Origin of the sequence: Marinobacterium rhizophilum (assembly GCF_024397915.1) — a bacterium.
Classification (GTDB): Bacteria; Pseudomonadota; Gammaproteobacteria; order Pseudomonadales; family Balneatricaceae; genus Marinobacterium_A; species Marinobacterium_A rhizophilum_A.
On record NZ_CP073347.1, the window covers coordinates 1011347 to 1033860 of the forward strand.

Genomic DNA, 22514 nt, shown 5'->3' on the forward strand with positions numbered 1-22514 from the left:
GCAGTCATTACAATGTTACGCCGAACCAAGATCGTCGCTACGCTCGGGCCCGCTACCAGCAGCCCTGAAATGCTCGAAAAACTGATTGCCGCAGGTACCGATGTGGTGCGCCTGAACTTCTCCCACGGGGAAGCCGCAGACCACCAGGCCCGCGCCAGCCTGGTACGGGAAATTAGCCGCAAACAGGGCCGCTTTGTTGCGATTCTGGGTGACCTGCAGGGGCCGAAGATTCGCATTTCGCGCTTCAGGAACCACAAGGTCAGCCTGACCAAGGGTCAGGCCTTTGCACTGGACTCCACCCTCGACAAGGATGCCGGCGACGAGACCCAGGTCGGCATCGACTTTGAAGCCCTGATCCGCGATGCCCGCATCGGTGATGTGCTGCTGCTGGACGATGGTCGTGTGGAGCTGAAGGTCACCGGCGTATCCGATACCCGCATCGACTCCGAAGTACTGGTAGGCGGCGTGCTGTCCAACAACAAGGGCATCAACCGCCTGGGCGGCGGCCTCTCGGCCAAGGCCCTGACGGACAAGGATCGTGAAGACATCAAGACAGCCGCCGCCATTGGCGTCGACTATGTTGCCGTGTCCTTTCCCCGTGACGCCTCCGACATGGACGAAGCCCGCACCCTGCTGCGTGCGGCAGGCTCCAGTGCTGGCCTGATTGCCAAGATCGAACGTGCCGAAACCGTCGCCGACGACGCCATCCTGGATGGCATCATCCGCGCGTCCGAAGCTGTCATGGTGGCCCGTGGCGACCTGGCGGTGGAAATCGGCGATGCGGAACTGGTGGCGGTACAGAAGCACATCATTGCCCGTGCCCGTGCCCTCAACAAGGTCGTGATCACCGCAACCCAGATGATGGAGTCGATGATCAACAGCCCGATGCCGACCCGCGCCGAAGTATCCGATGTGGCCAATGCCGTGATGGATTACACCGATGCGGTCATGCTGTCGGCTGAAACCGCCGCGGGCGACTACCCGGTGGAAACCGTGGAAGCCATGTCGCGCGTGTGCATGGGGGCCGAACGCCATCCCATCACGCACAAGTCCAAGCACCGTATCCACGAAAATTTTGAAGCGATTGACGAAACCATCGCACTGTCGGCCATCTACGCGGCCAACCACCTGCGTGGCGTCAAGGCGATCATCTGCATGACCGAGTCGGGCCTCACCCCCCTGCTCATGTCCCGCATTCGCTCGCCCCTGCCGATCTTTGCACTGTCACGCCGCGAAGATACCCAGCACCGGGTGTCGCTGTATCGCGGCGTCCAGACCATTCCGTTCTATAGCGAAGAGATGGAGCCGCGTGAAATCAATCAGAACGCCATCAACGCACTGATCGAACGTGGCGTAGTGACGGACGGCGACCTGGTCGTGATCACCAAGGGTGATTACATGAACGCCCAGGGCGGCACCAACACCATGAAAGTGGTTAAGGTCGGTCAGGATATCGCTTAAGTAACACGGGAGGCACGGCCTGGCCGCGCCTCCTGCACCTCACTCTTCGGAGTGGCTCCCGTTATCAACTGTTGGCTCACAGGCTCATATTGGTTGCAGATATGATTCATCGATAACGGTCTTGTGCAGGCTCCGGACGGATTCCCCCGGCAGCCTGCTTTTTTATGCTTGCTGTTTGGCTTTCACTGCCTAAGTTAACTCATTGTTTTTACGATTTATTTATCGACAGAGTCTGCATGCAGTAACACCGGCTGCATTGCGCTTGTTCTCCGCTCGTTAAATGCCGATGCTCGTATCGCACTTGCTGGATGGCACGCCGCTGTGAAAGCGGAACTCGTCGTCGGGCGAAAGAATGAGTTCATTTTCGATCTTTCGGAAAAAAGCGACACGCTCATCAATCGACTCACCCGCCGCATCTTCGGCCAGCGTCAGGTAATCCTGGTAGTGACGCCCTTCGGATTTGAGCAGTGAGCGATAGAATTTCGCAAGCTCGGCATCCAGCAAGGGCCCGATCCTGGCGAAGCGCTCACAGGAACGCGCCTCTATAAAGGCCCCCACAATCAGCACATCGATCAGGCGTTGCGGCTCATGGTTACGCACCGCCGCCCGCATGCCGCCGGCGTAACGCGCCGACTGCAGATGCTGATACTCAATGCCGCGGGACTCGATAATCGCCAGCACCTGCTCGAAATGAATCAGCTCCTCGCGCGCCAGGCGAGACATCTTGTTGAGCAGTTCCATGCGATCCACATAGCGAAACATCAGCGTCATCGCCGTAGAGGCTGCTTTCTTCTCACAGTGTGCATGGTCAATCAGCAGCAAGGCCTGATTCTGCAGGGCCACTTCGATCCAGGCATCGGGTGTCTCGCACCCCAGGAATGTTTTGATCTCGTCGAGGATGTCCATCACTTCACCGCCACTAAAAACGGCGGGTATTATACAGCTGTAGCCCGCCGCGAGGTTTGTAAATTTTCACCGGGTGGATTGTAAATCACAATGGGGTCACTTTTCACAGATTAGCCGCTCCAAAAATTTACATTCAGCAGGTTCGGTTGCATGGGCGCCTACCCCTCCTCCATGATTTCCTCTTCGTCAACGATGACAAGCTTCTCATACGTGGCTCCAGTCAAGTTCATCTTGGTTAAGTCGGCCGCCTTGAGCTTTACATAGTCGAGCTTAGCACCAGCAAGGTTAGCGTTTGTCAGGGTGGCTCCACAAAGGTTCGCTCGTGATAGATCTGCCCCGGCTAAGTTAGCCCCTTCCAAGTCGCTACCAGAAAGATCAGCTTTCGTTAGATTTGATCCACTTAGGTTGGCGCGAACCAATATAGCTCCCTTCAGATTGGTTCGTACAAGCTTAGCGTTTTGTAGGTTAGCCTCAATCAAATCTGACTCTTCCAAGTTGGCTTTCACCAAGGTAGCCCCAACGAGCGTTGCATCAGTAAGAGTCGCCTCCTCTAGGTTTGCACTAGTAAGGTTCGCTCCATTGAAGTTGGCGTTCATGAGCCCGGCTCTCTGTAACTTCGCACGGAAGAGCACCGCATCATTTAGATTCACACGAAACATACGTGCATCTTCGAAGTTCGCATCGGTAAGGAACGCTTCTTGGAAACTCGAACCGGTGAGATCAGCCTCCGCAAAATTTGAAGACATGAGCTGTGCTCCAGTAAAGTTCGAGTTTGCGAGGTCTGTCACGCAGAATTCGGTTCCTTTAAGATCTGCGCCAGAAAAGTCAAATGAGCTCAGAACTGAATAGCCCAAAAAGGTGTGAGCCAAATCGAAAGAGAACTGGCCCTTGTCTTGACTAATCTTACGTCTGTTCAAGATGCTCAGCGCCGTCTTGATATCAACTCGCAGGCTGCACTTCTTCTCATTTCGAGACTTCGCTACAGTGGGCTTCTCGCCTTCCAATGGCGCATGCATTCGTATGTAGGCGCAAAGCACCTCCATGATCTGGTGATGGTAGTCGCTACTGTTCCTCGATATCTTTTCGAGGGCGTACAGCCCCCCTAGGCGCAATTCCAAACGAGGTCTACCGTCATCAGAGGTCGAGCCTAGTTGCTCAATTGCTTTCGTATATGTCTCCGCAACGTGGCTAGCCTCTCCCGTCGCCGCCTGTCTATCAGCGATACGGGTACGCCATACAAGCATCGGAAAGCCGATCAGTCCTGCCAGTGCGAAGCCAATGTTACGAATGAGCTCATGGTTGCCGTAAATCCAGTCCCAACGCAGCCAAACAAGAGGGATGGCCAACACAATGACCAGAGTTACTTTGAAGAACAACGTAGTCGCTGGTATGTAGTTCAGAACGTTGGTGCGCAACACCTTTCGCGCTTTTTCCTTGTCCAAGGTACTCTTCCTGAATGATTGATCGTTTTGCCATTCTAAATGCTACCAGCATACTGGTGCCCACCTCGCCCTCGACTGACAGTTAAAGGCTAAAATAGTCCCTGCTGCCCCCGTGGCTTGGGCTGATCCTTCCAATTACCAAAGACCAGCTCGACGCAGTCGGTGGGCTTGCCGTTGCCGCCTACGGTGTACTGGTAGTCGATTTCGATCACTTGCAGCTTGGAGAATACCGCACGGATGTCGGGGTGGTCATTGATGCTGATGATCATTTGGCCTTTTATCGTTGCGGCGAGTTCGGCCATGCGCTCGTAGTGGTCGAAGCCGAACGGGACGCCGTAGCCTTCGGTCTGCCAGTACGGTGGGTCGCAGTAGAACAGCGTGTGGGGGCGGTCGTACTTGCGGATGATCTGCTGCCAGTCGAGGCGCTCGATGGTGGTGCCGGCCAGGCGATAGTGGGCGTCGGCCAGGTCCTGCTCCAGGGTGAAGATATTGAAGCGCGGGCGGCTGGTCGTGGTGGTGCCGAAGCTCTGGCCTTCGACCTTGCCGCCGAAGGCCTGCTTTTGCAGGTACAGGAAGCGGGCCGCGCGCTGGATGTCGGTCAGGGTTTCGGGGGTGGTGGCCTGCAGCCAGTCCCAGTGCTGGCGGCTGGATAACAGCCATTTAAACTGTTTGTACAGCTCCTCTAAATGGTGTTTAACCACCCGGTACAGGTTGACCAGGTCACCGTTGACGTCGTTGATTATTTCGACCTCCGACGGTTCCTTCAGGAAGAACAGCGCAGCGGCGCCGGCGAAGGGTTCGACGTAGCAGCTGTGATCGGGGAACAGCGGCAGCAGGTGCTCCGCCAGCTTACGCTTGCCGCCTATCCAGGGAATGATGGGTTTAGCCACGGTTATGCTCCTGTTCCGATGCCTGACGGCGATCAGATAAGGGGCTCGGGGCCCTCTGGGTGTTTAGTGTTTTGCAGCGCGGACACTTGATCTCGATCACTGCGAATACAGCCCGTGCCAGCAGTTTCTGGCAACGGCTACAACGTATGTCGTGCATGTGAACCCATCCAGGTTTCTGGTAGGCTTTCCCGCGCCGTGCGCACGGCAGGGAAGCCTTGGCTGGTTCACAGTGCTCTGTTCACTGTGTTCTGGCGGCCGCTATGGTGTTGGCGCACCACTGCGGTCGCTTCTCTCTCCTGTTACAAACGCCTAATACAAAATCATGTTGCTCTGCGGCAGGTTGGGCGCCTCCTGGATGATCTGGCTCTGTTTCATGTAGCACTTGTTCCCTGCTGCCACGTTCTGCCCTACTGCCCTTACCCGGGCGCCGTCCAATAGCTCCACGGTGCTGGTTCCGTCGCTGTTGACGGTTTGCACGGTGCCCAGGGTCAGGCTGTCGTTGGGCAGCAGCCCTTCGAAGGTTTTCCAGATGTTGGCCATTTTCCCTCCCTATCCGTTGTAGCGTTCTGCGGTCAGTTGCTGGCGCACGGTGAGTGCGTCCTGAGTACTGGCAGCGGTGATGGTGGTGGCGCTGATCTGGGCGCGGTAGTTCTCGCTGATGTCCTGGATCTCGACCAGGTGGCCTGGCAGCAGCAGGCCGGGGGCATCACCCTGTTGAGTGAGCCAGGTTTCCAGCTGCAGGCTTTCCCAGCTGCCGCCGGGGGCCAGTTCGTTGCGGGCGCGCTCGTAGCCCACGGTGCTGTGGGTGATGAGGCCGTCCACGATCTGGGGGCTTAGGATGTCGCCGGCGGTGCCGTCGCGGGTGAGCATGACGATAACGCCGCCGGTCGGGCCACCCGCCACAAAGCTGCGGTTGTATTTGGGCAGGCTTCGGAATTCAGACCCGAAGGTCTTGATCAGTTCAGCCGGCAGGATGGCGTCGAGCGGGGTGCCGACATTGGCCCACAGGTGCGGGCTCACCGGATAGCGCGGGTAGATGTGCAGCTGCTTGATGCCGGGGTCGGTTTGCACGGTGGCGCCGGCGGCGTCTGCGATGCTCTTGATCACCGCGATGGCGTCCTTGCCCTGGTAGCTGAAGGCACCTGCCGGCACTGTCCAGTCGGGGATCTGCCAGTTGAGCGTCCAGCCGGTGTTCGTCAGTTCCTGCTCGGCCAGCTGGCGGGCGCTGTAGGTGGCATCAATGGCCTTGCTGCGCAGCGGCGCGTAGGGGTCGGACAGGTAGGCACTCAGGGACCGGCCCTTGATGGTGTAGCCGCTCTGGCCGAACTGGCGGCTGGTGCCGTAGCTTTCGACCAGGCCGGTGAACAGGTGGCCGTTGATCTCGCAGGCGATCTCTTTCGGGCCGTTGCTGTCGGGCTTGAGCAGGGCAAGATCAGATGCCCGCGCCAGAGTGGCACTGAAGCGCCAGCCCCAGCTGTCGGCATCGGTGGTCCAGCTGACATTGAGCGCTTCGATCTCGGCGCCGTCCGGGGTGCGGTAGAGCGTAAGTGACGGCATAAATATGTAGACCTCTTTGATCTGCGGGATCGGTGGCGGCGTGGCCGGCTCGTCGGGTTCGGTGTTCCAGCCGGGGCCGGTGGCGTAATCCGGCGGTGGGCGCTCCCAGCTGCCGGCGCCCCAGGTCACGGTGCGGCTTTCTTGCACTGGCGGCGGTATATCGTGGCCGATACTGATACCAGGATCGGTCGGCCGGATCGGCTGATCCGCATAAGGTGATGCAGCGCCCCAACTAAAATCCAGGGCGGTGGATGCCGGTGGCATGTAACTGGCCTCGGCAAAGCTGAAATCCACCTCATAGCGGTATGGGGGCCTGTAGTCGCGGGTATCCCATACCGCCTTGTTGCCCCAAAGCTCGACGCGACGGTGGAGATAGCCGCTGATGTGATCCACTGCCGGCGGGTAGTGCCATAGCTGGCCTTTGCCCTTATCCAGCTGCTGACTAAACGCATCCCAGCGCTGGGCCTGCTGCGGCTGTTTGGCTGGCGGGTGGCTATAGTCCAGTGCCGACAACGCGCCAGGGTGAGCGACAAAGGCATTCCAGGGCACGGCCGCAACGGCGGGCTTGGCGGGTATCACGCCAAAGGGCAGGCGCGGGGTGGCATCAATCTGTTCGGCATCCTGCCAGGCAATCCACCTGTCGGGCTGTTTGGCTGGGGCGTTTTTGAATGCCAGATCAGGCCCCTTGTCGGCCACCGCCGCCCTGCCCCATTTCGCCGCCTGGCCGGCATCGCTTGAATTGAGCACCGCGCGCGGCACTGGCACGCCCCAGTCCACCGTCAGGGTTGATTCTGGGGCCACGGTAGTCGCGCTGATGCTGGCCACGGCACCGCGCACCAGCTGAACCTGGGGGATCGGGGATGCGGTAACACCATAGAGCTGCAGGCGGCGCTCGTTGCTAAACTCGACATTGATCAGCGCCTGGGGACTGGCCGTGGTGGCCGCCAGGGTGGCGACGGCGCCGCGCACCAGCTGCAGCTGAGCGGTAGGTGCCGCCGTGCTGGCGCTGATCGTGACGCTGGGTACCTGGCCGTGCAGAATGCTGATCAGGCCCGTGGGCGCAGCGGTGGTCGCGTTTAAACTTAGCTCAACTGCATCACCGGCAAACGCAAAATCGACGGCGCCCCCCACCGGCGCGGTGTAGCTGCCCGCAAGGTCAAAATCGACAGCATCCCCCGCCGGCGGCGTGTAGCTCATTTAGGCGGCTTCGAGAATGGCGGCGCTGGTGGCGCGTAACGGGCCACCGGCCACAATATCGACGGTGTTTAGCTCCACGAAGGCACCACTACCGAGTGCGCCACAGGCGCCATCAATCACGAAGGTGCCATCGCCATCCAGCGCACGCGCCCAGGTGGCAGTACCGCTGGCGTTGGCTTCGTCATCATCGGTGATGGCGGCGAAGGTGAGCAGGCCATCGGTGACGGTGCCACAGGGTTTGCTGAAGGTCAGGGTGCCGAGCAACACCGGTATCAGGCCCATGTCCTGCCAGGTGATGTCGTTGTCGGCTATGGTGCTACCGTTGGTTGGCCAGGTGGGCGCGCTGGCGGCGCTGGTACCGCTGTTCTCGGCCCGGTAGTAGTGCCCCGCCGCCGTTTTATAGTCGCCGGCAGTGTAGGCGGTGGAGCCTGCCCAGGCGGCCATGGCGGACACATCGCGGCCCTTGTCGGGCTGGCCGCCAGAATAAACCGCCAGGGTGGCTGCCGTCACGGCGGCATCCAGGGCGTTGATAATCTGCTGGGCGCGGTTGGTACGCAGAGTGTCTGCAAATAGCATGGTCATATCAGGGATACCTTAATGCGGGATTGATCGGGCCATGAATAAGCGGGCGGTAGCCGCTATTCGGTACCACCATTACGTATACGTCGGCCGCCGTCGGCAGGTTTTTTTGATATACACCACTGCTGTCACTTACAACGGTATCAACAAGTTCTCCTGTTGCGGCATCATATATACGGGCTTGGGCGGCCAACGGAACTGCGTCTTGAAGGATGGTTCCCGCTACGGTATACGGCAGGCGCTCCTCGTAAAGCTCTACAATTTCCGCGGGCGTAAGAGTGCGCTTAAAAAAGCGGATCTTGTTAATTTTCCCGTTTAGCCAGTTGCCCAAACTGCCAGCATTGGTGGCATCCGCATCGGTGCCTATCAACAGGGGCTCAGCATTTGAAGCCATTTTCAAGGTCGAGCCCGCCTCCGCAACCTTCTGCCCTTCAACAAATATTTCCCACACGGCCCCATTGTACTGACCCACGGCATGCGTTTTTGAGAGTCCAGGAATAGCCGCAGCAACGGAAGCCGCGGTATTAGCTTTACGCCAAACAAAACCATTTCCCGGCGCGATATACATCTGCGTATCTAAATTGCTCGCGGCGTACCTCGAAAACAGGCATTCATCGGCTGTATCACGCAGCGTGAATTCAATTTCGACGGCCATTGCAGCGGGGGCGTCCAGTGGTGAGCCCGCGGCAATCGGAACCTTCACGTAGCCAGCAGAGCCGTTAAAGTCAAGAGCATGCCCTGTTCCATCTGCAACTTGAGTCGCGCCAACAATAACCCCAGGATAATTTCCCGTTTCATCGACCAGCGTACTGCCGACTATATTACTCATCGTGTAGTACGCAACCAGATCAGGGTGCTCTGCAGAAAGTATTGATACGGCCATCAGTCAGCATCCCCTCTAATCTGCAACTTGAACGAATCGTCTTCCTGAGACGGCGTGCCGCTCAACGTTGTCCTGGCAATCCATATCGGCGCATGCGCGGCATCGGTGTTAAACCTCAACACATTGTTGCTGCCCCAGCCGCTGCCCCAGCCGGCGGCATAGAGCGTGAAATAGGGCTCGCCGGTCGCCGGGTTAAGTGGCGCAAGGTCGGTCGCGGTGTTGCCGCTGGCGATCTGGCCCACCACCTCACCGACGACGTTGAAGGTAGTGGAACTGGTGAAGATCAGCGCCCAGCGTTCGCGGATGGCGTTCTTGTTGTCGGTCTGGGGCGGATATAAAACATCGTTGTATTGCGCCGTGGTGTTGCTGCCGACACGCTGATCGGCCCAGACGCTGTTCCAGGTTGCCTGGCTGAACAGGTGGTGCACGCGGGCGCCGATGTCGCCAAAGATCAGCGCGCTGGATACAAAGGTATCAGCGGGGTCGTACACGCGCGGGATTGCGCCTACCAGCCTGAGCGTGCCGTTGATTTCGGCTTCGTTAACCAGTGCCATGTCTTCGATGCGGTGGGTGGCGATCAGCGGTTCGGTGTAGGCACTCAGGTCCAGCGGGTCTGCCATGGTGATGACGCCGGTTTTGCGGTTGACGCTGTACAGCGCCGGATCAACGGCGGTGCCGGCCTGGTCTTTCAGGCTGGCGTTGGCCAGCTCGTTACGGCTGAGCGCTGCAGTTTCGCCTGCGGACAGCGGGCTGCTCAGGGTCTGAGACTGGGTGCTGTGCACCACCACCACATCGCCGTTGCGGATGATGGGCACGCGGCCGTCGATCGGCAGGCGTACCGGGTCGAGCCCCAGCACGGCTTCGTCCAGCGGCATCATGCTGTAAACAACGGCGTTGAATTTCACCGTGCTGGGCAGGATCTCGCTGCTAAACGTCACATCGGCCACGCCGGTCTGGTAGCTGATGGTGCCGGTGATGCCGTTCTGGTCCAGGGCGCCGTTCAGAGTTCCGGTGGCGCTGACCACGCTGCCGTCGGGCTGAGTGGCGCGCAAGTAGAAGGATGCCGGGCGCAGCGGCGCGCCCGGGGTACGGAAATACATCTTGTCGGCCGTCCAGGCGCCCCGGGTCACCAGCAGGCTGCGCATGGTCACGCTGTTGGCGCCGCCGTTGTACTCATCCAGGCTGATCTGGCCGGTTTCGTAGTCGATCAGCCCTACGGCGGTGGCGGCCCCGCTGTCGCGGTTCAGGTCGGTATAGATGCTGCCTTCCCGATCAATGTAGGTCTTGCCGTTCCACACGAACTCGACGCTGCCCGTCATGATGTTGCGAGTGGTGAGCGGGGTCAGATCAAAGGTGATCGAGGGCAAGGCGGCGGTTTCGCTCTGCGCCACCGGCAGTACGCTGTCCTGGTTGTATTTCACCTGCACCGAACCGCCATAGATCGTGGTCTGGGTGAGGTTGCCCCAGGTGCCGCCACTGCCGGTCCCGCTGCTGACGATATAGCTATCGAGATTGTAATCACCGCGCACCGGCAAGACGACTTCGCCGGTGGCGTAGTTGATAGTGCCGCCGTTGCTGAGGTTGCCGGCACCATCGTCTGTCACAGTGATCGAGGTGGTCTGCTCCTTGGTGCCCCGGTAATGGCGCACGGTACGGGTGCTGTCGTAGCTGGCGGCGAAGGTCTTGGGCTCCACCGGGGCGTTGGCCAGGGTGAACACGGCATCATCGCCGATGAGGCCCGGGGTCAGCAGCGCGCTTTGCTGGGTGCCCTTGTCGTAGTCGATCTGCAGCAGGCTGCCGGAATCAGGCAGCGCATTGGGCTTGATGCCGATCTGGCCCAGGCCGTAGATCACACGGCCGGCCCCGTCGCCGATCAGGTTGCCAGCGCCATCGTCGGTGGCGGTTTTGGTAACAGCGCCGGACTCCCAGCTGATCACCAGGCTGCCCGGCAGGATATCGCCGGCGCTGACCGTGGTGGTGATGGTGGGCAGCTCGATATCGGTGTCGGTATCGCGGATCTCGTAATGGGCATTGGTCGCCCAGGTGTAGATCACGGTGCTGCCGGTGTCCGGCAGTGCGCCCAGGGTGGCGACCACGGCGCCTGTGGCATAGTCGATGGTGCCGGTACCGCCGGAGTCATCTTCCAGCACGCCGTCGCCGCGATCGCGCAGGCGGTACCATTTGCCGAGCACCATGTAATCGACGGTGAGGGTGCCGGGGTGCGGGATCGGGCGCAGGGTTTTGAGGTAGTTGTAACCCCGGTTGGCCAGCTCCACGGCCTCGGCATCGGTGTGGGCGACATCATAGATCGCAACGCCCGGAATGGCGGTGGTCTGCAGGTTATTGCCGACGGCCTTCACATCACTGAGCACACCGGTGGCGTAGTCGATGGTGGCCACGCTTTCGCCCACCACGGCATAGCTGGTGCTGGCCGTACTGGTCACGATTATATTGCCGGCGCCATCATCCAGGGCGGTGAAATAGGTGGTGCTGCTGGTGTACCAGCGCACAGTGACGCTGCCCGGCGTGACGGCACGGCCAAAGCCCACGGTTGAGGCGCGGGTCGAGGTGACGCTGTAGCTGCTCGCACTGGCCGCCTGCACGTTGAGGCGATCGGCACCGGCCTGGATATCCACCACCGGGCTTTCGACTGTCGCGGCCGGCACCAGCTGGCCGTAGACGCTGGCCGCCTTGATGGTGAGGTCGCCGGGGGCGATGGCGTCGGCCAGCGGCACGATACCGAAGTACTTGCTGGCATCGGCCACCAGAGTGGTACGCACCAGGCTCGGGCTGCCGTGCTTGGAGATGCGCACGGCGGTGTCGGGACCATCGAAGGTACGACGCAGCGCCGAGCCGATCTCGATGGTGAACACCTGGCGGCTGAACACGCCGCTGCTGTCTTCGAACTCGCGGATCTCGCCCGATACATCATTGACGCGCACGTACTGCTGTTCGCCGATGATGGTGCCGGCGCTGTTTTCGTTGCTCAGCAGGTAGACGGTACCGACTTCCGGGCTCTCGACATCGAGCCGGGCATAGACGGTGATCAGGCGCTGACCGATAAGCTGGTCGCCCAGCAGCACGTAGCGCGATTCGGGGCCCTGCACCACGTAGCTCTCGATGCGGTCCTGCGCCTGGGCGCGCTCATCCGTATAACTGCCGGTGGTGAACATGACCACCGACACTTTGCCGTCATCCGGCGCATCGGTGATGATGGCGTGGCTGCCGTAGTACAGGTCGCGGTTCGCCGTTCTTACCGCCGCATAGGCTTTGCGCAGGTTAACGCGGCCATAGGTACGATCCAGCCGGCTGATATCCGGGAACAGGTTGTTCACCACCCCGTCCACCACTTCCACGGCGGACATCAGGCCGCCGCCGTCGTCTACGTCGAGCAGCCGTTCGGAGGCCATGAGCTTGATATCGGATTCTAAAATGGTCATGCGGGCTCCCTGTTTAAACAGCTATAAAACGCAGGTTAATCTGGTAAAAATCGTCGTCGCTCGGGTCTTCGCAGGGCTTGATCGGTATCGCTTCAATGGCTTGTTCGGCGTGGCGGAACAGCACCTGGTAGCTGTCGGCGCCGATCACCAGGGTGCGCTCGGTGGCAGCCACCTGGGCCATGGCATACAGCTGTTTGAGTACGCCCCGGCTGATCCAGCCACCGACCAGGGTGATGGGGCGGCCGGCCTGCTGGGCCGCTTCCTGCACCACGAGGCTGCCGGCGAGACTCACCTCGGCGCTTTGGCGCACGGCGCTCCAGCTGAATTCGTCCTGCCACTGCAGTTCGCTTGGCAGCGTGATGGCATCCAGGCTGATCATCGGGTTACGGCTCCTACGTCGGCCAGGCGTTCGAGCAGCGCCTGGGCGGCGGCATCATCGGTGTTGATGGCGTAGTTCTGGCCCCGGCTGCTGAACTGCAGGGTCACGGTGTTGTTGCTGATCTGGGGGCTGGCGGTGGGGATGCCGCCCAGATTCGTAGCCTGTCCCGTGCGGGCCGGAGTGGATTGCGCCTGGCGCTGGCGCAGCTGGTTGGCCTGTTGCAGCAGCCGGATGGCCTCCTGGGCTTCGCGCACGGCGGCCTGATTGTTGCGCGCCCGGGCATCCGCCAGCGCCGTGTTCAGCTCGGCCAGGCGGCTCTGGTAGCGACGCTGATCGATGGCGGCGGTATCCCCCTTGAGCTGATCCAGTTCATCGCGCAGGCCTGCCACGGTGCTGGATAGCGAGCCGGTGAGCTGGTCGGCGGTCTGGCGGGCAGCGTTGAGCGCGTGGCGCAGGGGGCTCAGATCCTGCTCACCCAGCAGCGTAAAGCCCTGTAATGCCCGGGTGCCCTGCTGGGCCAGGCGACCGGCTTCGGCACCGCCCGCCTGCAGGCTGGCAACCATGCGCTGGGCGGCGGCCTGTTGCTTGTCGTACTGCGCCAGCAGGCGCTTCATGCTGTCGTCCGCTTCCCACCAGGCATCGGCGAACGGCCGCACATCCACGCCATTCTGGGCGGTCTTGATGCGCATCAGCGCTGCCTCGGCGGCCCGCCCCAGGGCATCGGACTTGGCCGCCAGTTCATCCACCGACAGGCCGGCCAGGGTAAAGGCACTGCTGCGCCGCTTTACCGACTCGGTATTCTTGTCCTGGGCATCGGTATTGCGCTGCGTCTGCCGGGTGTCGTCGGCGGTGGACTGCGCCTGATCGCCCACGGCCCTGGCGGTCTTGCGGGCCTGATCCTCGGCCCCCTTGAGCGACTTCACCTGGCTGAACATGGAATCCTCAGCCGTGGCCTTGAGTTCCTTGTACTTCTGCTCGATGGCGGCCAGGGCGGTGTAGTACTCCTGCGCCGATATCTGCCCGGCCTTGAGGGACGCCACCAGCTGGGCCTTGAGCTGATCCAGCGCGGCCTTGTTTTCGATCTGGTTAAACGCCTTTTCGAAGCTGGCGCGGATAATGCCCGCTGCTTCCTTGCCCTGGATGCCGGCGGCCTGCAGCTGCTCGACCACGGTACCGAAGGACTGCACCGCCTCGCGGCCGGTTCTATTGATGCCGGTGCGCACCTCTTCGACATCCACCCCCAGCTTGATCAGGCTGGCATCCAGCACGGAGTTCACCACCAGGGCCATGCTGCGGGCGCCCTGCTCGCCTTCCTTGAAGGCCTGCTTGGCGTTCTGCTTGAACTCGGCGAGCTGCTCGGTACTGAGCGTGCTCAGGGTCTTGGCCAGGCCTTCGCGGATCTGCGCATCGGTGAGCGCGCCGCTCTCGCGCAGCTGATCCAGCGCGAGGCCCAGCACCTGGATGCTGTCGGGGCTGGCGGTATTGAGGTTTTCGAACAGGCTTTGCAGCGCCGCCTGGGTCGACTCGCCCTCGGTACGGGCATCGGTGAAGGCCGTGACCAGCTCGGCGGCAGCGGCTTTGGCGACATCAGCCCCGGCCTTGGCATCTTCCCCCGCCTGCTTCGCAGCGGCGCCCGTGTTCTGCGTTTCCTGCTGCAGCGTCTGCTGGGCGGCGGTCGACTCGCTGGCGCTGAGTTCCACCTGGCCCGTGAGCCGGCGCCAGCCCTGGCCCATATCATCCAGATCCTGCTGGCCCTGCCTGGCGAAGTTCTCAACCACGGCCCCGAGGGCGCCGACTTCGATCTCCAGCTTCTTGACTGTCTCATCGGCGACGATGCCCAGGCGGTTGAGGATCTTGGCCAGCGCCAGCTCGGTGCGGGCGATCTCGAACACCACGGCCGAGACGAAGGTACCGATGCCCTTGATGGCAAAGGTGACGGTGTTGTAGATGACCTGGATGGCGCCGGAGAGGCGCGTCAGGGTAAAGCTCAGCCCTTCGCCAAATACCCGCAGGCTGCCGTCGGCGGCCAGTTCGCGCATCTTGGCGGTGAGTTGGCCCACTTCGGTGGCCAGCGGTACCAGCAGCGGGTTGGTCAGGATCTTGCGCAACGCATCCCAGGCGCTGCCAAAGCCCGTCCAGGCGCCGGTGAGGTCGTCGGTGGCGGTGTCGGCCATCTTCTTGGCGGCACCATCGGCATTGCGCAGTTCGGCTTCAAACTCGCGGATACCCTCGGAGCCTTCTGCCAGCAGCGCCCGCAGCGCGGGGCCTGCCTCGATACCGAAGGCATTGATCGCGGCCTTGCCGCGGTCACCGGTCTTGGCCAGGGCATCGATCATCTCGATAAAGTTGCCGGTGGGGATGCCAAGCTTGGTGAGTTCCTTGCTCGCCTTACTGGCCGGGTCTTCCAGCTGTGCCAGGATCGCCCGCAGGCCGGTACCGGCACGCTCCCCGCGCAGGGCGTGCTTGCCCAGCACATCCAGCACGGCGGTGAGCTGCTGCAGATCCAGCCCCCGGGCGCGGGCCTGGGAGCCGGTATAGCTGATGGCGTTGCCAAGATCGACCATCTTGGTGTTGGCCAGGGATGAACCCAGCGCCAGCACGTCGGCGGCCATGCCGCCCTTCTCGACCTCCAGCTGCATCACCGACAGCGTATCGGACACCAGCCCGGCGGCTTCTTCGAGCCCCAGGCTCTCGGCGGTGGCCACCGCCAGCAGGGTCGGCAGCAGGCCGATCGACTGCTGGGCGTTGTAACCGGCGCGGGCGAGGATCTCCAGCCCCTGCCCCGCCTGGGTAGCGGTGTACTGGGTGGTGGCGCCGGCCTCTTCGGCGGCGGCGGTGAGCTGGCGCATCTGCTCGGCGCTGGCGGCGGTGACGGCCTCCACCTTGTTCATCTGACGCTCGAAGGCCGCGCTGGAGCGCAGTGCACCGCCGAACAGGTTGGCCAGCCCCGCCGTGGCCACACCGCCGACAAAGAGCGCGCCGATGCGCTTCTTCAGCTTGCCAAGACCCGTGGCGGTCTTGTCTGCCTGGCGGTCGACGTCTTTGAGATCATCGCGGAACCGGCCCGTACCCCGGTGCGCCAGCTCGGCGCTTTTTACATAGCGGCCGTTGGCCTCGCGCATGCGGCCGGACGTATCGATAAAGCGCCCGCCGGCCTTGTCGACCTCGGTGAGCTGGTTGCCGAACTTGTCGGTCTGGGTGACGGTTTTATCCAGCGACTCGCCCAGCTGTTCGGCCTGTTCACCGGTTTCTTGCACCTCATCACGAAACCCGGCCAGCGGCTTGCTGGCCAGGTTCCTGGCTTTGATAAGCAGATTGAGGGCAAGGTCGCGGGCGGACATGGCGGTACCGGTTAGGTAGCTATACGGAAAGGGCCGGCAGGCCGGCCCCTGCTGCTAAGGTGCGGGGTGTATTGCGTGGGGCCTATCCAGGCTCAGGCGCTTTCCTGATCCAGGTAGAAGGGCGCGGTCTCGCCATCGAGCAGCTTGATCTTGCCCGCGAGCGTGGCGCTGACGTATTCGCTGGCGAACAGATCCACCGCCTCGGTGGGTGCGACCACGGCTTCGGGGATCTGCAGCTTGACCGGCAAGCCGGTGGCCAGGTTGGTGCCGTCCAGGTACAGCTTGACGCGGATGATCGAGCGGATAGCGCCCTTGATGCGGCTGCCGCTGATGGCGTTGTGGGTGTAATCCATCTTGATGTCGGTGCTGCTGCCGGTATCCAGCACGCCATCCGGCGTGGTGCGGATCATGCCCAGGGCATAGTTGATTTCGTAGGCGGCGGCCGCGATACCGGTGACGCCATCGGACTCGAACACCGCGAGACCCGCGCTGGCCAGATTGCCCTGGGGCAGCTTGAGCCACTTGTTAGCCGCCGGCAGGGTGAAAGCCGCCGCCGACACGCTGGCGCTGGCCTGGTTGAGCACCTCAACATCGCCCAGCAATGCCAGGGCCAGCAGATCGGCGGGCTGGTCATCAATGGCGATGGTCAGTTCGGTGGGCTGGGGCAGCACCACGGAGTCGAGCACCTGGCCGTAGCTGGTCTTTTTCTTCGAGGTCCGGTCGACCGACTCTGACGGCGTATTGATCTGCAGCTGGGTGACGTTGATCGGGCCCACCAGACCGGTGGAAACACCGGCATCGGTGAGGCGGTCGAAGTAGACGTCGCCGGCGAGTAGTAATCCAGACATGGCATAGCTCCTTAACGGTTGGCTTTTTTAACGGTTGGCTTTGGTTCGAAACTTGAGGTTGAACGCCAGGGGGTAGTAGCCGAAGCCACCGCTGAAATAAGGTTTGGGGGCATTGGCCCGGGTGAGGTTGCCGAGCGGACCATGGTGGCCACAGAGGGTTTTGATCAGGGCGCTGATCAGGGGTCCGGCCTGGTTGCCATCGCGCACCTGGTGCACCGCCAGAATCACCAGCCAGGTCTGATCGGCGTGCCCCAGCGCCCCGCCCTGGGCGTTGTCCTGCACGCGGTCACCGAAGTAGATGACATGGGCCGCTGGCGTTACCTGGCTGTTCTCGGCCATGTCGGCCAGATCCGCGCTGACGTACACCTTGCGCAGCCCCTGCACCGCCTGCAGCGCGGCGACGATCGCGGGTTCCGCCGCCAGGTAGTCGTCTGCCAGCTGCTGCATCTAGATAAACCCCTTGCTGTTGCCACGGCGGAACACATGGCCATCGGACTGGATCTCGGCCAGGTTCTGGCTCGGGCCCGCCTCGCCTTCGTCCTGCAGCCCCAGGCTCAGGTCGCCCTTGCCCAGCGCCGTGAGGAACTTGATCACCGCGTCGTAGCGCTTGGTCAGCTGCTCATCTGCCCGCACGTCGTACAGCAGGAAGCGGGCGATATCGCAGCACAGCCGGTTCAACACCGCCGGCACGCTGGCCAGCGGCAGCTTGTAACGGCCGCCGATATAGCCGTCGATCTCGGCACTGGCATCGGCCAGCACCTGGTCGATCACGCTGGCGACAATGGCCCCAGCCGTACCGTCGCGATCGGTGAGGCTGATCAGCTCAGCCTCGCCGAAGCGCTGCACCAGATCGGCCTGGGTGGCGTAGACGGTCATCCGTTACGCCTCGCTGGCCTGCGCCTGGAACAGCTCCCAGGCATTGGCACGATCCGCAGCGCCCGTGCCCTTGGGGAACACCGCCGCCTTGGGCGTGCCGTCCTGGTTCCAGACGCTGGCATCTTCGGGATCGAGCCCGGCGATAATCTCGATCAGCGGCTGCAGCAGGTGATCCCCTGGCGCGCCCGCTAGGCGGTCAGAAAGAACACCTGGCACCAGGGCCCCTTGCGGCTCAGCAGGCGCACTTGCCGGCGCACCGTCTGCAGCGCTATCGGGGATGATCGCCACTGCCAGACGCGGCTCAGCCTTGAGCTGTTCCAGTTGTTTGGCGCTGAAAAAATCGTCTGGATAAGTCTTGGCAACCATCGAGTGAGCGATACCAGCACGGCGAAAGCCCTCGACAGCAGATGAAATACGAATCGACATTGCATACTTCCCCTACTTTAAAGAGACCAGGTTTAAGGGCCGGCCGGCCACACGTGGGTGGGGCCGTCCGGTTCAGCGGCCGGGGCTTATTCCAGCCATGGCACCACTTTCACCTCAACGGCCTGCCAGTTGGTATTGCTGCCGCCGTTGGCCAGGCGCTCTGCCGCAACCACGGCATTGGCGTTGGCTCGGTTAGACGGCCCCACAACCAGCACCTTGGGCATGATGCCCAGCGGGCGACCCTTGTCGGACTTGAGCCCCCCCATCGCGGCCATCGCGGCATCAAAATTGGTCGCGTTCAACACTGCTTTGGAGCCAAACGCCATCTGCCAGAAGCCAAAGCCTGCGTTGACGCGGGCATCCACGCCGTAGAGGTATTCGTCGGCCATGAACACATGGTCGCTGTTGCCGGCATCGGTCTTGGCGATAAGGCGGTACTCGCGCCGGCGCTGGAAGATCAAGGGTTTCAACGGGCGGCCGGTATCCAGCAGGAACCAGGCGGGGCTGGAACCGGCCTGCATGTTGCTGACCGAGGCGGCGCTTTCGCCCTCGCCCACCGGGTGATCGGTGTCGAAAAAGTACTGGCCGTCGTAGCACGGGGTGCTGAAGCCGGCGGCCAGCAGCGCGAACACCAGTTCATCCGGGTGGGTGGCGGCGGCGTATCCCATGTCCTGGAACTTAGGCATCAGCACGCCATAGGCATCGTCTTCGATGCGCTCGGCCGGGATACCCTCGGTGGCCTCGAACTTCTTGTTCTTCAGCGAGTAGTCGTACACCTTCAGGCGGTTGACCTGGCGATCGCCCAGCCACTCGCGCAGGCGGCTGAACTCGCCCAGCCAGCTGTAATCTTCCTGAGCAGTGGTCGACGGCACCAGGGTGGCGACCTCCTTCCACAGCGGCGCGTAGGACGCCCGCCCCTGCTGGAACGCGGCGTTAACCGCGCTGTAAAGCGCTTTCAAGGCGCTGGGGGAAATGTTCATGCGTTATGTCTCCTGAGCATTAAGGCGAGGTTTAACCGCTGTTAAACGCCGATATCGATCCAGACGCCGTCGCTGTCGACCTGGGTGATGGTGCCGGCGGCCGGGCGGCTGGCGGTGGCGTCGTCGGACGACACCGTGCTGGCATCCACCCAGTAGGCGGTGGCGCCCACCATGGCGGCGGTGATGTCGGCGGCGTTATTGATGAACTTGTGTTCACCGGTGACCACCTCGGCATGCACATCGCCGTTGGCGCCGGTGCTGTTGTCTGCCCCCAGGGTGGTGACCCCCACGCTGGTGCCGCTGCCGCCCGACACCGGGGTCAGGTAGCCGCTGGCCAGCAGTGCCGGCTCGTTCTGGCTCAGCACAGTGGCCGCCTTCACCGGGTAGGCGCGCTTGCGCCCCAAACGCTCTGCAATAGCTCCCATCAGTTCAGCTCCTGCTTGGATTTAAGGAAGTCTTCACGGCTCAGGCCCGTGGCCTTGAGCACCGCCAGATCCTCGGCACTCAGGTCGTCGTCTTTGGCTTTGTCCTTGGGCGGTGCCTTGTCGTGGGACTGGTGGCCCTTGAGTGCGGCCACCGCCGGGCGCGCCTCGATCAGCGCCTTCAACGCCGCCACACCCTGCTGGGCGGCGAACTGCTGCAGGTAATCCTGCTCGGCGGCCAGCACGCGACCTTCGCTGCGGGCATCCTTGAGCAGCTGCTCGACGCTGGTCTGGTCGCTGCCGGCCTTAAGCGTGGCCATTTCAGTGACCAGGGCGTTGTAGGTGGCGGCCGGCACGTATCGGGACAGATCGACATCCTTGTCCTTTCCTTTGGCATCGCTGGCATTGGCCTTGAGCGTCGCCACTTCGGTTTCCAGTGCCTTGCCCTGGTCGGCCTGGCTCTGCAGGGCCGACAGTGCCGCGAGTGCTGCACTGCCCTGCGCGTCGGTCAGTTCGCCGTCGTCCGCGATCTCGATGCCGAGCGTGGCCAGCAGTGTGCGCATTGCTTTGTTCATGGGGTGCTGCTCCTGTTCATTGGGGGGCAAAGGTGCCGGGTGAGTGGGTGCCAGTTGAAGGGGTAGCCGGTTAAGGCGGGCGCTCAGTGCCTCCAGCGCCTGCAGGCCATCAATGCCGGGGCGATTGACCAGGGCCGCGCTGTGCATCAGCAAGGGCGTGCCGGTGTCCTTGTCGTAGGAGAAAACGGCAGACAGGTATTTGTATTCGCCGTTCTGGATATGATCGCGGGCACGGGCGGTCCACTGCGGGCGAATCCATAGCCCGGAACCTTCCCGCCACTCCATGTCCTTGAACCAGGCAGCGGCGGGCGCCGGCTGGCCGTTGGTCTCTGAATAGAGGGTCTGGTGTTCGTAGTCGATGACAAAGTCATTGGCAGCGGCCGTCGCCTGGGCAATCAGCCTTGCAGCAATGTCGGCATCGATCTGCCACTGCCCGCCCGGCACATCGAACGGACGGCCATCGATGGCGCTGAAGCGCCCTGCCGGCAGCAGCTGCTGCCAGCCGTTGCCGTCAGCGGCGAGGTCGAGCGCCAGCGCCGCCACCGAAGACTCGGTGCGGGCACTGAGGGCGGCCAGGCCAGGGATGACTGTGTGGGGTTTGAATGTGCTCATACCGCCATGATGGCGGTATGAGCGGGGGAAGTGGTTTAACGTGGGTTGGAGGTTTTGTGCTTAAAGCTTTAGCTTGAACTTCTGAATACAGCTCAATCTGCCTTCCTATAAAATTTTGCAGGCATACCGAACCAAACTTCACTGTCAGGGACGTCCTTCCTCACCTGGGAGCAAGCGCCAATTTCTGCGTTTTCCCCAATTGTTACAGACGGCATGATCACGACACTAGCACCAAAGCGTGAGCCTTTCTTAAGGTACCCCGTTGCTTTTTGGTTATTGTTTGTAAGATCAGGCGTATCTGTCACTACGAAGGCATATTTCATAATTACGTCATCTTCGACGATAGTGTTGGCCGACAACGTACAGCGGCTACCCATCGTAACGCTGTCTCCCAATGCACAGTTATCACGGATTTCACAGTAAGAAGTAAATGAACAGTTACTACCTATAACAACATTCTTTCCGACCTTCGTATACGTGCCTATTCTAGTATTACTTCCTATTTTACTGCCTTCCAATATCATGACGTAGTCCTCAACAACCACCCCGTCTGCTAACTCAACATTGTCTTCTACAATGCAGAACCTGCCAATTTTAACACTGGCAGATACTTTAGCTTTTTCCGATATTATGCTCATTCTTGACATGGTACATTCCTTTTAATCTAACTGTTTTGGCACACCGGATAACCTCGTCTGATCAGGAGTCGAACGCTTTGCAGGCACTCCCATAAGTAGGCATCCTTTTTCCTCACAATCCTTCACCACCACCGCTCCAGCCCCAACAACTGTGCATTCGGCCAGTTTCGTCTGGGGCCGAACAACAGCCCCAGACCCCAGAAAGCATTGATTACCCAAAGTCACATTTCCAGCGATAGATACGTTATTCGCGAAGTGGCATTCATCTCCTACCTTTGCTCCATGTCCAATTTTACTGCCATGGGCAATAACGCAACCTCTACCAATCACAGTGGACTCGTTGATCGACCCTCTAACAACAGAAATATCGCTTCCTAGGAAGCTTCCTCTACCTATCAGGGTATAACCTGTCTGAGGTTGGATTACACGCTCCCGCGTTTCCGGATCCCATATCCAGGCAACACCTGTCGCACCAATCGTAGAGTGAGGCTCAACTACGACATCTTCCTCAATCGTAGTGCCACTCATTATAGTCACATGAGAATGTAGCCTCACCCCAGATTTAATTTCACAATTTTCCACTACGCAATAAGGCCCAATATAAGCATCGGGAGATATGATAGCGTTGGGGTCTACGATAGCAGTTTCGTGAATTCCAGACTTTTTCTTTTTATCAGTTAGCAAGAGAGCTGACAACTTATAAAAAACTAGCTGAGGGTCTTCTACCGCTATAGTAATATTCCCTTCACAGCCATAATCATTCTCAACGCATAAAATGATAGAATTCTTAATTAGGGGTTTATTTTTAAAACCACCCACAAAAAAGAATATCCCATAATCGCCAATCTCCCTCAAGCTTTTGAACGAATACCCGCGTTCACTATGTGGGGTTGAGACTCTATATGGAATTCGAAGTTGATCTAGCGAAGCTAGTACGGTATCGAGACTAAATTCTTTTCCCTCGAACATTTTGACTCCCTGCTACTAGATTGAAGCATCACCGATCTATCGATCGAGATTACACCTTAGATATAACGAGAGCCAGCCAAGAGCGCTGTGTAG

21 protein-coding genes are annotated in these 22514 nt (G+C 60.8%); 1 reads left to right on the top strand and 20 read right to left on the bottom strand.

Going from position 1 to position 22514, the window contains the following annotated elements:
* The first annotated feature begins 12 nt into the window (after positions 1-12).
* The gene (gene pyk, locus KDW95_RS04420) at positions 13-1461 is read left to right on the top strand and encodes a pyruvate kinase (protein WP_255855063.1); all 1449 of its coding nucleotides are present in this window, start codon (positions 13-15) and stop codon (positions 1459-1461) included.
* A gap of 276 nt (positions 1462-1737) precedes the next feature.
* On the opposite strand, the gene KDW95_RS04425 is transcribed toward pyk, so the two are convergent.
* The 20 genes from KDW95_RS04425 to KDW95_RS04520 all read right to left on the bottom strand — a co-directional run bounded on the left by KDW95_RS04425 (position 1738) and on the right by KDW95_RS04520 (position 22421).
* Positions 1738-2367: a tRNA-(ms[2]io[6]A)-hydroxylase gene (locus KDW95_RS04425; protein WP_255855064.1), complete on the bottom strand. Its 630-nt coding sequence runs from the start codon at positions 2365-2367 to the stop codon at positions 1738-1740.
* A gap of 158 nt (positions 2368-2525) precedes the next feature.
* Positions 2526-3809: a pentapeptide repeat-containing protein gene (locus KDW95_RS04430; RefSeq protein WP_255855066.1), complete on the bottom strand. Its 1284-nt coding sequence runs from the start codon at positions 3807-3809 to the stop codon at positions 2526-2528.
* A gap of 89 nt (positions 3810-3898) precedes the next feature.
* Entirely contained in the window at positions 3899-4699 is an 801-nt protein-coding gene (locus tag KDW95_RS04435; protein ID WP_255855067.1) for a DNA adenine methylase, read from the bottom strand.
* The gene (locus KDW95_RS04440) at positions 4692-4856 is read right to left on the bottom strand and encodes a Com family DNA-binding transcriptional regulator (RefSeq protein ID WP_255855068.1); all 165 of its coding nucleotides are present in this window, start codon (positions 4854-4856) and stop codon (positions 4692-4694) included. The genes KDW95_RS04435 and KDW95_RS04440 overlap by 8 nt, the downstream gene beginning before the upstream one ends.
* 152 nt (positions 4857-5008) lie before the next feature.
* Entirely contained in the window at positions 5009-5239 is a 231-nt protein-coding gene (locus tag KDW95_RS04445) for a hypothetical protein (RefSeq protein WP_255855069.1), read from the bottom strand.
* 9 nt (positions 5240-5248) lie between these two features.
* A complete protein-coding gene (locus KDW95_RS04450; protein ID WP_255855070.1) occupies positions 5249-7453 on the bottom strand; it encodes a hypothetical protein in 2205 nt (734 codons plus the stop codon).
* Positions 7454-8035, bottom strand: a complete 582-nt coding sequence (locus tag KDW95_RS04455) for a hypothetical protein (RefSeq protein ID WP_255855071.1) — start codon at positions 8033-8035, stop codon at positions 7454-7456.
* A 1-nt stretch (position 8036) separates the two neighbouring features.
* Positions 8037-8915: a LamG domain-containing protein gene (locus tag KDW95_RS04460; protein ID WP_255855072.1), complete on the bottom strand. Its 879-nt coding sequence runs from the start codon at positions 8913-8915 to the stop codon at positions 8037-8039.
* Positions 8915-12355, bottom strand: a complete 3441-nt coding sequence (locus KDW95_RS04465; RefSeq protein WP_255855073.1) for a hypothetical protein — start codon at positions 12353-12355, stop codon at positions 8915-8917. Before KDW95_RS04465 ends, KDW95_RS04460 begins: the two co-directional genes overlap by 1 nt.
* A 13-nt stretch (positions 12356-12368) precedes the next feature.
* A complete protein-coding gene (locus KDW95_RS04470; RefSeq protein ID WP_255855074.1) occupies positions 12369-12734 on the bottom strand; it encodes a hypothetical protein in 366 nt (121 codons plus the stop codon).
* Positions 12731-16075 (bottom strand): phage tail tape measure protein, encoded by a 3345-nt coding sequence (locus KDW95_RS04475; protein WP_255855075.1) that lies wholly within the window; start codon positions 16073-16075, stop codon positions 12731-12733. Before KDW95_RS04475 ends, KDW95_RS04470 begins: the two co-directional genes overlap by 4 nt.
* A gap of 92 nt (positions 16076-16167) precedes the next feature.
* Positions 16168-16923: a hypothetical protein gene (locus KDW95_RS04480; protein ID WP_255855076.1), complete on the bottom strand. Its 756-nt coding sequence runs from the start codon at positions 16921-16923 to the stop codon at positions 16168-16170.
* Between the two features lie 27 nt (positions 16924-16950).
* Entirely contained in the window at positions 16951-17370 is a 420-nt protein-coding gene (locus KDW95_RS04485; protein WP_255855077.1) for a phage tail terminator protein, read from the bottom strand.
* Positions 17371-17799, bottom strand: a complete 429-nt coding sequence (locus tag KDW95_RS04490; protein WP_255855078.1) for a gp436 family protein — start codon at positions 17797-17799, stop codon at positions 17371-17373.
* A gap of 3 nt (positions 17800-17802) precedes the next feature.
* Positions 17803-18225, bottom strand: coding sequence for an HI1506-related protein (locus KDW95_RS04495; protein ID WP_255855079.1), 423 nt, complete (start codon positions 18223-18225; stop codon positions 17803-17805).
* Positions 18226-18311: 86 nt separating this feature from the next.
* Entirely contained in the window at positions 18312-19205 is an 894-nt protein-coding gene (locus KDW95_RS04500; protein WP_255855080.1) for a Mu-like prophage major head subunit gpT family protein, read from the bottom strand.
* 41 nt (positions 19206-19246) lie between these two features.
* Positions 19247-19630, bottom strand: coding sequence for a hypothetical protein (locus tag KDW95_RS04505; protein WP_255855081.1), 384 nt, complete (start codon positions 19628-19630; stop codon positions 19247-19249).
* On the bottom strand, positions 19630-20814 hold the full coding sequence (locus KDW95_RS04510; RefSeq protein WP_255855083.1) for a phage protease: 1185 nt from the start codon (positions 20812-20814) through the stop codon (positions 19630-19632). Before KDW95_RS04510 ends, KDW95_RS04505 begins: the two co-directional genes overlap by 1 nt.
* Before the next feature lie 92 nt (positions 20815-20906).
* Positions 20907-21461: a DapH/DapD/GlmU-related protein gene (locus tag KDW95_RS04515; RefSeq protein ID WP_255855084.1), complete on the bottom strand. Its 555-nt coding sequence runs from the start codon at positions 21459-21461 to the stop codon at positions 20907-20909.
* A gap of 12 nt (positions 21462-21473) precedes the next feature.
* Complete coding sequence (locus KDW95_RS04520) at positions 21474-22421, bottom strand: hypothetical protein (RefSeq protein WP_255855085.1); 948 nt, start codon at positions 22419-22421, stop codon at positions 21474-21476.
* Positions 22422-22514 lie beyond the last annotated feature (93 nt).